Genomic DNA, 12,255 nt, shown 5'->3' with positions numbered 1-12,255 from the left:
AAAATGTTAGAAAACGCAACGCCCATCGACGGTAGCCGATGGGCGTTGCAACATAACAGCTATGAATTGGTCAGATAATCTTAACGACGGCCGAGCCAATAGCCCAGCGCAAGACCGCCACCTGTGTTCAGAATGGCTCCGTTTGTGTAGTTACTAATATTCAGCAGACCAGGCGAGTAGAAACCTGTAATGGTTAAACCAGATGATAATTCATAGCCAATCGACGCCCGCAGACCCAAATCCAGTTGCCGCAGTTGATCCTGAGCAGAGCCAAAAGTCATTTTTTCCGTATTCGAGCTTCCTCCTATTTTAGTTGTTACGTTACCGCTAACTGCATAGCCCAGATACGGCCCTATTCCTAAAGCAACTTTTCCGGCCCCTGCTGGAATTCCATACACAAGTTGAACAGGCACTTCGATGTAGTTTAGATTGATTAACGCTTCGGCACTACCGCTACGTTGCTTAGCGCCTTTCAGTGCATAAAGAACTTGCGGACGTAGCGATAAACCACCGCCCAACGGAGCATCAAACATTAAACCAGCCTGAACACCAATGATAGACTCACTAGGATCGCCACCAGTTCTGTCTCTATAGGCAAAATTATTAACTGTGCCAGCGGCAGTAATACCAACGCGTACCTGAGCATAAGATGTAACACTGGCAATGAGCAATGTAATAAATGCAATTGTTTTCATAACGAAACTTTCTTAGTAAATGAATGGACATATTCGACAAAGGTGCCGAAATCAGAAAGTGAAACTCTTCTAACGAAAAAATGGCTAAATATTTTTTTAACTAAACATATTACAAATTACATAAAATATTGTATTTCAATATCTTACCACATAGAAAAAAATTTGCAAGATTAATAGATGTAGCTATAAATACTGCCGTTATAACTTAGGAAATCTGTCCTTTACAAATAAATAGAAACAAGGTATTTTTTACATATATTAATCTTTTTTGATTTGTATTTTTACTATAATCTAACTTAAATAATTAATATATTAATTAATCATTTTTTGATTTAAAGCATTCGTCTTATGCCAGTATATATTGACGACATATAGGTGTTTCTCCACCGATTTAGAGTGAATCTAAAATTTGTAAGAAGCACTCAAAAGAGTCGGTTTATCATTGAGAATGGCCCGCCGGCAGATCAACCGAAATGCCATAACAGCATAACCCATAAGGCCATTCTCAATCGTCAGGAAAACGCTTTTAAACTCCTGAATGCCAATTATCCATTAATATAAATATACTCACTGCGGTTTAATTCAAACGCGCGCCGAAACGAATCGCCGTGAGCGAATAGATGACAGCCTCCCCCGCGCCATCCGTCCTCATCTTCATCGCAGAGAATGACACAATTGTCCAGACTATCAGTGCCGCCGTATTTGGCCGAGGTTATATGGTGAGCGTTGAATTTCCGGCCCAAAACCAGTACGTTCTCACCACAAATGCCACAACGTCCGTTCTGCCTTTGCAGCGCATCAGCTATAGTACTTTTCGAAAACTCATTAGGTCTTGTCATACAATGATGTGTGGTTAAAAGATATATATTTAGTTCTTCATAATAATACAGCTGAGTATGTGAAAGCTTCCGAATTTATGGAAGCTTTACCAGACCGTTAAGCAGCTCCTCGGCAACAGCCTGATTCTGCTGCATGAGTTTTTCAGATGAGTAAACTAAAAATTGAATGGTGCCACCAGCATCGGAATAGTTGTAGCTGTAGTATGTAAATACAATACCCTCGATGGTACCAGTCATTTTCAGATGCAGTACCCGCTGACCATTCACCGTGCGATACTCTTCTTGTTGCAGCTGAATATCGGGCGCGGCAACACGAGCATTTTTCAAAGCAATGTTTTTCAACATGTTGAGTGGCACTTGAATTTTTTCAGCGATAATCATTCCGTACAAGTCTCCATTCTTCGCCTGAAGTTTGTATTCGGCAGCTTCTCCTTCAGCCCCTTTTTTGAAGGTCCACTTTTGCGGATTCAGCCAGAAACCAATGCTCGCCCGGTTACTTTTCAACAAAAAGTCAGCACTGGTACTCCGTTTGAATGGGATTGGATTAGTGGAAATTTCTGTGGTAGCCGGTTCAGTGTCTTTTGAATATTTCCAGGTACCGTTAGCGTAGAGCAGCACCTCATCACCTTTGTCTGTAACAGCTTTTATCTGGGCATATACACTAAAGCTCAGGCTCATTAAGAGCAAAAGTAAACCGGTCGTTTTCATGTATGAAAATGTAAAAAAAATCGGGGGCAAAATGTAGGTACGGACTGAATTTAAGAAGCAGTGATTTAGTAACTCCTGGTAACTAAACTAATGCCAACTCTTGTAATTGACAGATGGAGTAAGCCGATTTAGGTAAAAGGGGATTTTGAAGTAAATCAAAACCTTCAGTGAATAATTAATGAAATGCTTTAACGGTATAGTTCTACTTAGACATTACTTTACTATAAGCTGTATTGACTACACATTTGCTGTATTTTATCGCGGCTTCGCTTCAGGCGCATCTTTATGGCGCTGGGCTTTATATTATAAATTTTAGAAATTTCTTCAACACTCAGCCCATCTTCGTATTTAAGTTGCAGCATGTTTCGTTCATCATCCGACAACTTATTCATGGCCAGTTTCACGAGTTCTAAGGTGTCGTCGTGCAGGAGCGAGGCTTCCGTTTCTGACTCATCATATTCGTAATCATCTTCTATCGAATCGAAGCGGACTTTTTTGGCATGCCGGAGCTGATCAGAACAGTAATTGTAGGCAATTGAGTAGAGCCAGGTCGAGAAACTGGACCGTTGTTGGAAAGCGTCCAGTTTATTGAAAACTTTTAGGAAAATGTCTTGCGTAAAATCCTCGGCCTGAAAGGAATCGTTCGTCATCGACAGGCACCGCCGGTAAACTTTGTTGACGTAACGACTGTAAAGTGCTTCAAAGCATTGGTCAGGCTGCGTATGAAAATACCGCTGAATTACTTCTTCATCGGTTAAAGCACTTCTCATAGAGCTGACCTGGATTTTGTAAATTAGATAAGTTTACAAAAATAAGTTTTTAAATAATTATATTAACTCAATGAGGCCATTTTCAATAAAAAGTATATCATAAATATATTAAGCGGTCTTTTTAACAGGTTCTACGCTCATTATTAGCAGTTTATATAAAGAATCAACCATATATAATTCATTCAAAACGTACCTATTTTTAAGGTCACTTGTTTACGAAAAATGAGCTAGGACAGCTTACTGCATATATTCACGATTACTACGTAACGAAAGATATTCCGCCACCAACGCCCAGCAATGGGCTTCACATTGCCACCGCATCTGCGTAATAGAGCGGTCAGCGAAACGACGTAGCATAGGCTGTTCGTAAGCTGTTAACAGGCCAGCTATGAAAAAATTAAACGTAGTAAAATCGGCCTCGATACGTTCCAAATCAACAGTTGAAGCCGTTTGCTGGAGACGTAGCAAGGAGATAGATAACAACAATTGCTCCACACGATTTTGGGCATTCTGATGGAGTTTTTGGGCATCGCTACGTAATTGGTCACGCACGGGTTCGAGTTCGGGGATGGAGAAGGCCGACATTAATCGTGATACGTGGTAAATGATAAGCGACGCTCGGGCGTAATGGGGTGCGCAGTTGAACGGCTCCGTTACGTAACGTCCCGACTCTACCACCGAACGCAAATACGTTAACGAGTCAATATCATGTTGGTTACGAGGCAAATCGTATGCATAAACACAATAAAGAATGTTGCTTAGTGCACAGGCATCGAAATCGATAGGCATGTTTTTCCCAAACCAAGTTGAATAGGCTCTCAAACTCCGATAGTCAGGATACGTATTAACGATACCTTGGGGCTGACTCCCGTTAGCGTGCTGAGCAAGTTTGTCTTTCAACCAGAGCTGCTCTAAGCGTAACGGACTGGTTGTCAGATATACCATCGACGTATCGTCAATATCGTCGGGAATACGGAAGTGCTCGAATCGACCAAAAATGTAGCCGTTGGGAAAATGCCGCGAAGGGCGCGTTGGCCAGAAATTATAGGTTTGCAGGCCGTCTTTGTTCCGAAACATCGGATAAGCCAACGTAGCACGTTCCTGAATCTGGTCAATCAGTTGCTGGCTTTGCGGAGACGCCACGTGACGCAGATTTTGCAGCGTAAAAACGGTGATGGCGGTAAAAAACACGTTGGCATCGGCCCGGCGGTAACGTAGCGAGCGATTGCTCCGAAACGACGCGAACAGGCCCGATTCGTCCTGAAGCTGGGCGATACGTTGAATAACAGCGTCGAGCGATAGATCGGCCATATTTTCGTAAAAGTAACTGTTCGCTACGTTCTTTTTTTCGCGATTAAGGTCTGATATTTGCCAGCAGATATAATCGACCTTGTCATGTCAAATCTGATTCTATTCGACGACCCGGTTATCCGAACGGCGCTGTTGCCCTTTACCTTCACCCGACCGGTGGCAGGTGTTCGCGTTGGTATTCAGACGTTGGCCGAAAAATGGGCCGACACGCTGAATCAGCAACCATCGTACCTGACCGAGCCATATTTACAGGCCAAATTTCCGCAGCAGGCCGGTGACGACAATTTATACGTAAATGGAGCCGTTTGCCCTACACCCGCGCTTATCGATGCAGTTGCTACGTTACCAACGAATGCCGGGCTAATGACAACCGATGGCCTTGTGCTGGCGGTACGTACGAACAAACTTTTACAAAAAGCTCCCACCATCAACGATACTCATGACTTTCAGACGTTTACTGAATCGCTTACCATTATTTTTCATCCGTGGGATATTTTCGTTCACAACGGTGATCAGATACGTAGTGATTTTGCTCGTATCACAGCAGGCCGCACGTCGCAGCCAATTACAGATCCGTTTACCCGCTGCTACGCTCCCGAGAATATTTTTGTTGAAGAGGGCGCTACCATCCGTGCTGCGGTGTTAAATGCAGAAGGCGGCCCAATTTACGTTGGTAAAAACGCGACGATCAGCGAAGGAACCATTATGATTGGCCCGTTCTCGCTCGGCGAAGGATCGACAGTGAACTGGGGCGGCAAAATGCGGAATAACACGACAATTGGACCGTATTGTAAAGTAGGTGGTGAGGTCGGCAACTCCGTTTTTTTTGGTTACAGCAACAAAGGACACGACGGTTTTCTGGGCAATTCGGTCATTGGCGAATGGTGCAATCTTGGCGCCAATGTGAATAATTCAAACCTTAAAAACGACTACACCAACGTAAAGCTTCACTCCTACGCAACTGGCCGACTGGAAGATACAGGCCGGATTTTCTGCGGACTGATGATTGCTGATTTTACCAAGGCGGGCATCAGCACCATGTTTAATACCGGCAGCGTAGTGGGTGTAAGTGCCAACGTTTTCGGCAGCGGTTTTCAACCCAAGCATATTTCGTCGTTTTCGTGGGGTGGCGCCATTGATGGTTTCACTACGTATCGGCTGGAAAAAGCACTTCAGGTTGCCGCCGAAGCGTTCAAACGCCGGGACAAACCGTTCGATATCGTTGAAGAAAATATTCTGCGCGAGATTTTTTCGCTCGAACGAACCCGTCATATTGATAGCACTACGTCGTTTGACCTATAGATTTCTATTTCCTTGATGACCCGGCTTGTTACGTCGAGTCTCACTACGTTATGCAATTCTCCGAAATCATCGGTCACGACGACACCAAACAGTTGCTGCTACGTGCCGTACAAACCAACCATCTGGCCCACGCATTGCTATTCGACGGGTCGGTTGGTAGTGCGAATCTGGCGCTTGCGCTGGCATTGGCGCAGTATGTTAACTGTGAAGATAAACAGAGCGATGACTCCTGTGGGCGATGTGCGGCCTGCGTAAAAACCCGGAAGCTCGTTCACCCCGATCTGCACATGGTTTTTCCGGTTGCTAATCTGGCCAAAGGAAAAACTTCGGAAGCGTACCTGGCCGACTGGCGAACGCTTTTACTGGAGCAGCCTTACCATACGTTACCCGAATGGCTCGAAACGATGGGAGCCGACAACAAACAGGGAAATATTTCGGCGGAAGAAGCGCGGAATATTCTGCAAAAGTTGTCGCTGAAGGCGTATGAGGGTGCGTACAAAATCATGCTTATCTGGCTGCCGGAGCTGATGAATACGTCGTCGGCTAATGCGCTGCTGAAAGTGTTAGAAGAACCGCCCGCCCAAACGCTGTTTCTGCTGGTGACGAATCAGCCGGATAAGTTACTCATTACCATTCTCTCACGAACGCAGCGGGTAGCCGTGCGAGCCTTCACCGACGAAGAAGTTGCTACGTACCTGCGCCAGTATTTGAACCTCGACGAAACCAGCGCCCGACGTAACGCCTATCTGGCCGACGGAAATCTGGCCGAAGCTATCGTACTGAGCAAACAGGATAACAGCCTGACAGAGCAACATACCTGGTTTGCTGAGTGGATGCGGACCTGTTACCGACAGGATATTATTACGTTGGTCAAACAGGCTGACCAATTTGATGGTTTTAGTAAGGAAAAACAAAAAGGCCTCCTCGATTACAGTATCCGTATGTACCGCGATTTATTTCTTTGGAACCAGGGCGCAAGCGCTTTGCTACGTCTGCCCGATGAGGAAATGGCCTTCGTGAAAAATTTTGCCAAAATTCTGACCGTCAATCATATTGAGTACATCGTCAATAATCTGAACGAAGCAGCGTATCACCTCGAACGTAACGCCCGTGCCAAAATGCTCATGCTCGATTTGTCTCTCACATTCAGCCGGGTCCTGAAAATGAAGTTGTAGCGTTGCAAGGTTATAGGGTTATAAAATTGCGGTTCCTCGCCGGTACTGGCTGGTCCGCGATTATACACCCCTACAACTTTATAAACTTATAACTCAATAACTCTACAACCCAACAACCATCTCCATGCGCCCTAAAAAGACTATCGGCATGACTGATTTTGTCGATTTTCCCGACCTGAACTTGTTTGATGTACAAGCCAAGGTTGATACGGGCGCTTATACGTCGGCATTGCATTGTCAGGATGTTCAGCTAATAAAGTCGGGCGAGGAAACAATGTTGAGTTTTCGGGTGATTGCCCGTAACAATGAGCAGGTTCATCAGTTTTACAGTAACCAGTTCAGTCAGCGGACGATACGTAATTCGTTTGGGGTATCCGAAAAACGGTACGTTATCAAAACCCGCGTGGTACTTTTCGGACGTAGTATTCGTGCCGAATTTACGCTGGCTGATCGCGAACACCTCAAAAATCCAGTACTGTTAGGCAGGAAGCTACTCAAGAATCGCTTCATTGTCGACGTATCACAGAAAAATCTATCCTATCAGGCAAAACCGGCCAACGGTCGCTCGTCATTATCCTTAAAGACCAGCACAGCTCTCTGAACTTAATTTAATCGACATTTTATCGACCGCCGACTATCGACGTTTTATGCGTATCGCGATACTATCGACTAATCCGAATTTATATTCTACCCAAAAGCTTCTCGAAGCGATAAACAATCGTGGCCATGAGGGCCTTATCGTGAATCATCTCCACTGCCAGGTGATGATTGAGGGAGGTTCTCCGTCCATCCGTTACGAAGGGCAGGAATTGGGTCTTATTGATGCCGTTATCCCACGTATTGGCGTTTCTGTAACCGATTATGGCTGTGCCGTGGTACGTCAGTTCGAAATGATGAACGTATTTACAACGGCCAAATCGCAGGCAATTACGCGATCACGGAATAAGCTTCGCAGCCTTCAGGTACTTTCGAAAGCGGGCGTTGGTTTGCCTAAAACCGTCTTCGCCAACCATCCTAAAAACGGTGATATTTCGCAGCTTATTAAACTGGTTGGCGGCCCGCCGGTGGTCATTAAACTGCTGGAGGGTACGCAGGGAATTGGCGTAGTACTGGCCGAGACAGCTAAAGCCGCCAAATCGACTATTGAAGCGTTTTATGGTCTGAAAAAGAACGTATTGGTGCAGGAATTTGTCGCCGAAGCCAAAGGTTCTGACTTGCGAGCGTTCGTTGTGGGCGGCCGGGTGGTGGGGGCCATCAAACGGCAGGGACTGGAAGGTGAATTTCGGTCAAATATTCACCGGGGTGGTAACGCAGCAGCGATTACACTTACCTCCGCCGAAGAAGAGACCGCCATTTCAGCCGCCCGCGCCCTAGGCCTAAAAGTGGCTGGCGTTGATATGATACCTTCCGAACGGGGGCCGCTGGTCCTCGAAGTCAATTCATCACCGGGTCTGGAAGGTTTCGAAACCGCAACGGGTCTGGACGTAGCAGATCGAATTATTTGCTACATCGAAGAAAAAATACGTACCGACGAAAGTGACACGGTAGGGGTGTAAAGAGTGATGAGCGATAAGCGATGCGTGGAGATTGATAAATGATACTAGTTTTGCTTTTCATTCAACGCTTATCGCTTGTCACTTAAAAGAATATGGCCGCCATCGACCCAGACCTTAAGAAAGCCATTGTCCGAATGCCGGACGCAGAGAAAGACAAGCTGCTGCTACGTTTGATTGCAAAAGATGCGGTTCTCACCGAACGGCTCCAGTTTGAGCTGGTGGAACGTAAGCAAACAATTGATGAGCGACGCGAACTGATCCGTCAGTTTATTCGTCGGACAGCAAATCTAAATCAGGATTCGGCGGGCTGGATTATGATGGATATGCGTACTGTCAGCGGGTACATCAGTCGGCACCTGAAAGTGACGAAAGATAAATACGGCGAAGTAGACCTGATGCTGTATATGCTCAATACGTTCTACGATCATAACGCACACCTGCTTCAGAAGTACAACAGCCGTACCGATAAAGCCGCCGAATACATTGCCAAACGTACTGAACAAATTCTGAAAAAAATCCCCAAACTAGACCCTGATTATTACATCGAATTTGTCGATGAAGTGAATAAGCTACTGGGTTGGGTTCACCAGAATGCGCCTGCCCATTACGCCCGCCAATTGGGCCTTCCGAGGGAATGGGGCATGTAGATTAATTAGCGAAAGAGTGAATGAGTGAAAGAGCGAATTTTCCGGATGGCCATTCGCTCTTTCGCTCATTCACTCTTTCGTTCTTTAAACCTCCTCTTTCGTTAATTTTTGGCTTACCAGTTATCTCCAAAGTGGTTCCGGTTATGAGGTCAAAACAGCCTATTATCAACTCTCGATATGTGTGCGTTTTGTAGTATCTACTTTTGTTACGGTTGACGCACGGTCAATCGGCAAAATAGTTCTTCCTGAAACCAAACTCTATATACTGCAATGGAAACCATTGAATTAGCTGACATCAAAAGAAAACGTCGGGTATCTGTTAAATCCATTGAATATTTTGAAAGCGAGGGCAACTACACCTACGTCCACCTGAAAGGCGAGCGGCCCATTCTAATTGCTAAGACGTTGTTACGTTTCGCTGAGCAGTTGCCAGAATTTATTCGTATTCATAAAGGTACGCTGGTCAATCCTTCGCACATTGTTGAACACCGCCCGCAAAAAGGGGGAATGATGGAAGTGTACCTCTCTGGCGAGCGCTCACTGACGGTAGCTCGTCGTCGGGCGAATGAGTTTAAGCAGCAGCTATCAATGGTGGGGTGATATAGTTATAGAGTTGAAAGGTTATAAAGTAGTAGAGTTCTTGTTACGTCAGCCAACTTTATAACCTTACAACTCTATAACTATACAACTCACGCATTCGCGCCTGATTGTTCACCGCTATGCAGCTTTGTTAATTTGGTTGCATCAAAATCCTGCTCAGCGGGTTTATCTTCGTTACTGCTCACGCAGGTAATAATTCGACCGCCTTCTTTAACGGCTGTAACGGTCATGGGCGAGCTACCTTCCAGGAGCGTCACCTGATCGCCGGGCTGGAATTGTGTTGGTGTGTTTTCCATACGTTTATAAGGCGTTTTTGTTTACTTACTGCGGCTTATCAACTCGTTATATTCAGAAAGGTTTCTCTCAATTCGGATGAATTAGTGACTGGTTCATCCGAAACCATCTGAAATAATACGTTTGAATAAGCCGATCATGCTGCGGCTTCGATAGCCAGTCGCACCAGCTGTCCTTCGTCGTTCCAGTATAGTCCGGCTCTACCTTCTTCGCCCGAAAGCGCTAACGTAAAACCGTGCTCGCTGGCGTATCGCTCCATGGCTAGTTTCATATCGGCGCCGTATTCATAGGGCACTACAACCCGCTTAATTGCCCCATAGGCAACGCCCGTCCAGATTGTTAAGGTTACCTGCGTTTCCATAGCCCGTTCATTCTCCTGCTATCCATACGTATCACCAAACCAGGTTAATCAGTTTGGCTTCGATTTTGCTCCTAATAACCCGAAATCGAATCAAATTGATTACAGCCTATGGATAGGAATGATGCCATACCGAAGGAAGTCGCTGACATACAGCGCCGTCAGAAAAAGCGGTTGCAGGAATTAAATGCGCTCGACAGATGGACCGAAGCGGAGTTTGAGGAAGCGGTTCATTGCTATAACGAATGGAGTACTGAACTGAGAGGCTGGGTTTTTCCGCTGGCTTCTATTGAAAAGCTTGCTTTCGACGCACGAACGCCTGACAAACAGGCAAAAACCCTACAGATGATTGCAAAGCAGATGAGTATTAATCCAGTATACTAATATCTTCGTACAGATTGCTACTAATAACTGGTAGAATTTACTTACACCGTATTTACCATAAATAAGATATCAGTTAATAGAATATACGGAAAGCTGCTGTCGCACTTATTACTAGTTATCTAATTTGTGCAATAAATCGTTACAACAAGGTTATTCAAAATAAGAATATTAAAAATTAGAGGGAATACATTGGCTACATAATAAAGTTATTTTGCATCTTGCCGCCCTCTTGATTTACTATTCTGTTTTCCAGAAAACAATTCTATTAACCAGTAATAATCCATAAATGACCGTCATTAGTCTCTACCAGCCGTATGCCACTTTGGTTGTATTGGGATTAAAGAAGTTTGAAACCCGAAGTTGGAACACCGATTATCGAGGTACGTTAGGGATTCATGCTACGTCTTCTATGCCCGCCTGGTGCCGGAATCTCTGCTTACAGGAGCCCTTCCGTAGCCGACTTATGGCGCATGGTTTTCAGGCAGATAATTTACCTGTAGGCAAAATTCTGGGCACAGTTAATCTGGTAAATACACAACGCTCAGAAGACTGGTTGACCGAAAAAGGAGAAGATCTCGATAATTTTGTGCATTGGTACGAACAATATTTATACGGTGACTATTCAGATGGCCGCTTTGTCTGGGAGCTTGAAAATCCTTACCTCTTCGACGTACCGATTACTGCCAAAGGTTCATTAGGCTTCTGGAAGTACAATCTAGACGACGGATCAGACCTTTTACATTAACCTTCTAATCAAAGGTTTAACTTTCCTGTATCTAAAGTTCATCCTGATACGCCTGCCTGACGTTACGTAGTGATACGTTTCTACCGATCTGTGGCAAGTAATGGCAATCTGCGATGTTTAACGGCTGGGCTTTGTTTTACTATTATCTCCTTGTCCATATACACTTCATACTTTTTTTTGAAAGTATTGTGACCTTGATTAACAGTTCCAGTCAAAATGTTAAACATTTGTTACTTTCTTAGGAAAGTCCGGTCGGCTATCTGATCGGACTTTTTTGTCTGTAACCATTTTTAATTTTGCCTTTGTTTACTCGTAACTGGCAAAATGTTGACTGCAGGAATTCCTCCTTTCCAGTATAGTCAATGTGAGGCTGGAATGAATAATTCGTTAATTCTACGACATCAATATCCTCAACACGAAAGAGTTGCCACCGGCTGGGAGTCAGTGAATCGGCAACAATGTCTCGACAATAGCCATAAACACTGATTGGTTGTTCAATTCCTTTCTGCGGTCCTATTTGGTACGGTTCAATTGTTCGCCACGTATTGCCTAGTTTCATCTGAATAACCTGCTGATTGGCGATGGCAGATTCGATAGTTCTCAATAAGTTATCTTGCTGTATAAATTTCATTGCATACATTTTAAAAATACGGAGGATTAGAGCAAAAGCCGCTCAAAAAGACCACATAAAGTATGCCAACTGATAATATTATATAGCAATTGAAACGTATTACTTAATCAGGATACTATTCTATATATTACTCAAACGAATTAGTTCACAAATAAGAAAAACAGCTATTATCGTATCCTGCTACAATAAATATACCTATTTATTAAGAGAGTGTCTAAAATTCAAAAATAAAGCAAACAA

16 protein-coding genes are annotated in these 12,255 nt (G+C 44.4%); 8 read left to right on the top strand and 8 right to left on the bottom strand.

The genetic code is table 11. The features are described from left to right. Nucleotides 1–80: 80 nt before the first annotated feature. The 5 genes from ACYVF1_RS02285 to ACYVF1_RS02265 form a co-directional block, all read right to left on the bottom strand. Nucleotides 81–695: a porin family protein gene (locus ACYVF1_RS02285; RefSeq protein ID WP_461075200.1), complete on the bottom strand. Its 615-nt coding sequence runs from the start codon at nucleotides 693–695 to the stop codon at nucleotides 81–83. Between the two features lie 545 nt (nucleotides 696–1,240). Continuing rightward, nucleotides 1,241–1,534 carry an HNH endonuclease gene (locus ACYVF1_RS02280; RefSeq protein ID WP_461075198.1) on the bottom strand — a complete coding sequence of 98 codons (294 nt, stop codon included), beginning with the start codon at nucleotides 1,532–1,534 and terminating at the stop codon, nucleotides 1,241–1,243. A 75-nt stretch (nucleotides 1,535–1,609) separates the two neighbouring features. Next, nucleotides 1,610–2,242, bottom strand: coding sequence for a hypothetical protein (locus tag ACYVF1_RS02275; protein ID WP_461075196.1), 633 nt, complete (start codon nucleotides 2,240–2,242; stop codon nucleotides 1,610–1,612). Nucleotides 2,243–2,463: 221 nt separating this feature from the next. Continuing rightward, complete coding sequence (locus ACYVF1_RS02270) at nucleotides 2,464–3,012, bottom strand: RNA polymerase sigma factor (protein WP_461075194.1); 549 nt, start codon at nucleotides 3,010–3,012, stop codon at nucleotides 2,464–2,466. 237 nt (nucleotides 3,013–3,249) lie between these two features. Beyond that, entirely contained in the window at nucleotides 3,250–4,323 is a 1,074-nt protein-coding gene (locus ACYVF1_RS02265; RefSeq protein WP_461075192.1) for a hypothetical protein, read from the bottom strand. 84 nt (nucleotides 4,324–4,407) lie between these two features. Between ACYVF1_RS02265 and ACYVF1_RS02260 the strand changes: the two genes are divergently transcribed. The 6 genes from ACYVF1_RS02260 to ACYVF1_RS02235 all read left to right on the top strand — a co-directional run bounded on the left by ACYVF1_RS02260 (nucleotide 4,408) and on the right by ACYVF1_RS02235 (nucleotide 9,603). Then, nucleotides 4,408–5,625, top strand: a complete 1,218-nt coding sequence (locus tag ACYVF1_RS02260) for a GlmU family protein (RefSeq protein ID WP_461075190.1) — start codon at nucleotides 4,408–4,410, stop codon at nucleotides 5,623–5,625. Between the two features lie 50 nt (nucleotides 5,626–5,675). After that, entirely contained in the window at nucleotides 5,676–6,800 is a 1,125-nt protein-coding gene (locus ACYVF1_RS02255; protein WP_461075188.1) for a DNA polymerase III subunit, read from the top strand. 124 nt (nucleotides 6,801–6,924) lie between these two features. Continuing rightward, nucleotides 6,925–7,401, top strand: coding sequence for an ATP-dependent zinc protease family protein (locus ACYVF1_RS02250; protein WP_461075186.1), 477 nt, complete (start codon nucleotides 6,925–6,927; stop codon nucleotides 7,399–7,401). Between the two features lie 46 nt (nucleotides 7,402–7,447). Further along, on the top strand, nucleotides 7,448–8,356 hold the full coding sequence (rimK, locus tag ACYVF1_RS02245; RefSeq protein WP_461075184.1) for a 30S ribosomal protein S6--L-glutamate ligase: 909 nt from the start codon (nucleotides 7,448–7,450) through the stop codon (nucleotides 8,354–8,356). Between the two features lie 92 nt (nucleotides 8,357–8,448). Beyond that, on the top strand, nucleotides 8,449–9,003 hold the full coding sequence (locus ACYVF1_RS02240; RefSeq protein WP_461075182.1) for a hypothetical protein: 555 nt from the start codon (nucleotides 8,449–8,451) through the stop codon (nucleotides 9,001–9,003). 270 nt (nucleotides 9,004–9,273) lie between these two features. Beyond that, nucleotides 9,274–9,603, top strand: coding sequence for a LytTR family DNA-binding domain-containing protein (locus tag ACYVF1_RS02235; protein ID WP_461075180.1), 330 nt, complete (start codon nucleotides 9,274–9,276; stop codon nucleotides 9,601–9,603). Between the two features lie 89 nt (nucleotides 9,604–9,692). Here ACYVF1_RS02235 and ACYVF1_RS02230 read toward each other — a convergent pair whose 3' ends face one another. After that, the gene (locus ACYVF1_RS02230) at nucleotides 9,693–9,899 is read right to left on the bottom strand and encodes a hypothetical protein (protein ID WP_461075178.1); all 207 of its coding nucleotides are present in this window, start codon (nucleotides 9,897–9,899) and stop codon (nucleotides 9,693–9,695) included. A gap of 134 nt (nucleotides 9,900–10,033) precedes the next feature. After that, nucleotides 10,034–10,258 (bottom strand): hypothetical protein, encoded by a 225-nt coding sequence (locus ACYVF1_RS02225; protein ID WP_461075176.1) that lies wholly within the window; start codon nucleotides 10,256–10,258, stop codon nucleotides 10,034–10,036. A gap of 108 nt (nucleotides 10,259–10,366) precedes the next feature. On the opposite strand from ACYVF1_RS02225, the gene ACYVF1_RS02220 reads away from it, so the two are divergent. Together ACYVF1_RS02220 and ACYVF1_RS02215 are read left to right on the top strand one after the other, a co-directional pair. Continuing rightward, a complete protein-coding gene (locus ACYVF1_RS02220; RefSeq protein WP_461075174.1) occupies nucleotides 10,367–10,639 on the top strand; it encodes a hypothetical protein in 273 nt (90 codons plus the stop codon). A 286-nt stretch (nucleotides 10,640–10,925) separates the two neighbouring features. After that, nucleotides 10,926–11,384: an ASCH domain-containing protein gene (locus ACYVF1_RS02215; RefSeq protein ID WP_461075172.1), complete on the top strand. Its 459-nt coding sequence runs from the start codon at nucleotides 10,926–10,928 to the stop codon at nucleotides 11,382–11,384. A gap of 256 nt (nucleotides 11,385–11,640) precedes the next feature. Here the strand turns inward: ACYVF1_RS02215 and ACYVF1_RS02210 are convergent, their stop codons facing one another. Further along, entirely contained in the window at nucleotides 11,641–12,015 is a 375-nt protein-coding gene (locus ACYVF1_RS02210; RefSeq protein WP_461075170.1) for a hypothetical protein, read from the bottom strand. Nucleotides 12,016–12,255 lie beyond the last annotated feature (240 nt).

It is taken from the genome of Spirosoma flavus (assembly GCF_054778555.1).
This window is presented reverse-complemented; position numbering and strand designations above follow the sequence as displayed.

Coding starts and splice junctions, on each gene's coding strand:
- ACYVF1_RS02250 (WP_461075186.1), top strand. CDS start 6,925: ATGCGCCCTAAAAAGACTATCGGCATGACTGATTTTGTCGATTTTCCC.
- ACYVF1_RS02255 (WP_461075188.1), top strand. CDS start 5,676: ATGCAATTCTCCGAAATCATCGGTCACGACGACACCAAACAGTTGCTG.
- ACYVF1_RS02260 (WP_461075190.1), top strand. CDS start 4,408: ATGTCAAATCTGATTCTATTCGACGACCCGGTTATCCGAACGGCGCTG.
- ACYVF1_RS02240 (WP_461075182.1), top strand. CDS start 8,449: ATGGCCGCCATCGACCCAGACCTTAAGAAAGCCATTGTCCGAATGCCG.
- ACYVF1_RS02225 (WP_461075176.1), bottom strand. CDS start 10,258: ATGGAAACGCAGGTAACCTTAACAATCTGGACGGGCGTTGCCTATGGG.
- ACYVF1_RS02275 (WP_461075196.1), bottom strand. CDS start 2,242: ATGAAAACGACCGGTTTACTTTTGCTCTTAATGAGCCTGAGCTTTAGT.
- ACYVF1_RS02265 (WP_461075192.1), bottom strand. CDS start 4,323: ATGGCCGATCTATCGCTCGACGCTGTTATTCAACGTATCGCCCAGCTT.
- rimK (WP_461075184.1), top strand. CDS start 7,448: ATGCGTATCGCGATACTATCGACTAATCCGAATTTATATTCTACCCAA.
- ACYVF1_RS02210 (WP_461075170.1), bottom strand. CDS start 12,015: ATGAAATTTATACAGCAAGATAACTTATTGAGAACTATCGAATCTGCC.
- ACYVF1_RS02285 (WP_461075200.1), bottom strand. CDS start 695: ATGAAAACAATTGCATTTATTACATTGCTCATTGCCAGTGTTACATCT.
- ACYVF1_RS02230 (WP_461075178.1), bottom strand. CDS start 9,899: ATGGAAAACACACCAACACAATTCCAGCCCGGCGATCAGGTGACGCTC.
- ACYVF1_RS02270 (WP_461075194.1), bottom strand. CDS start 3,012: ATGAGAAGTGCTTTAACCGATGAAGAAGTAATTCAGCGGTATTTTCAT.
- ACYVF1_RS02220 (WP_461075174.1), top strand. CDS start 10,367: ATGGATAGGAATGATGCCATACCGAAGGAAGTCGCTGACATACAGCGC.
- ACYVF1_RS02235 (WP_461075180.1), top strand. CDS start 9,274: ATGGAAACCATTGAATTAGCTGACATCAAAAGAAAACGTCGGGTATCT.
- ACYVF1_RS02280 (WP_461075198.1), bottom strand. CDS start 1,534: ATGACAAGACCTAATGAGTTTTCGAAAAGTACTATAGCTGATGCGCTG.
- ACYVF1_RS02215 (WP_461075172.1), top strand. CDS start 10,926: ATGACCGTCATTAGTCTCTACCAGCCGTATGCCACTTTGGTTGTATTG.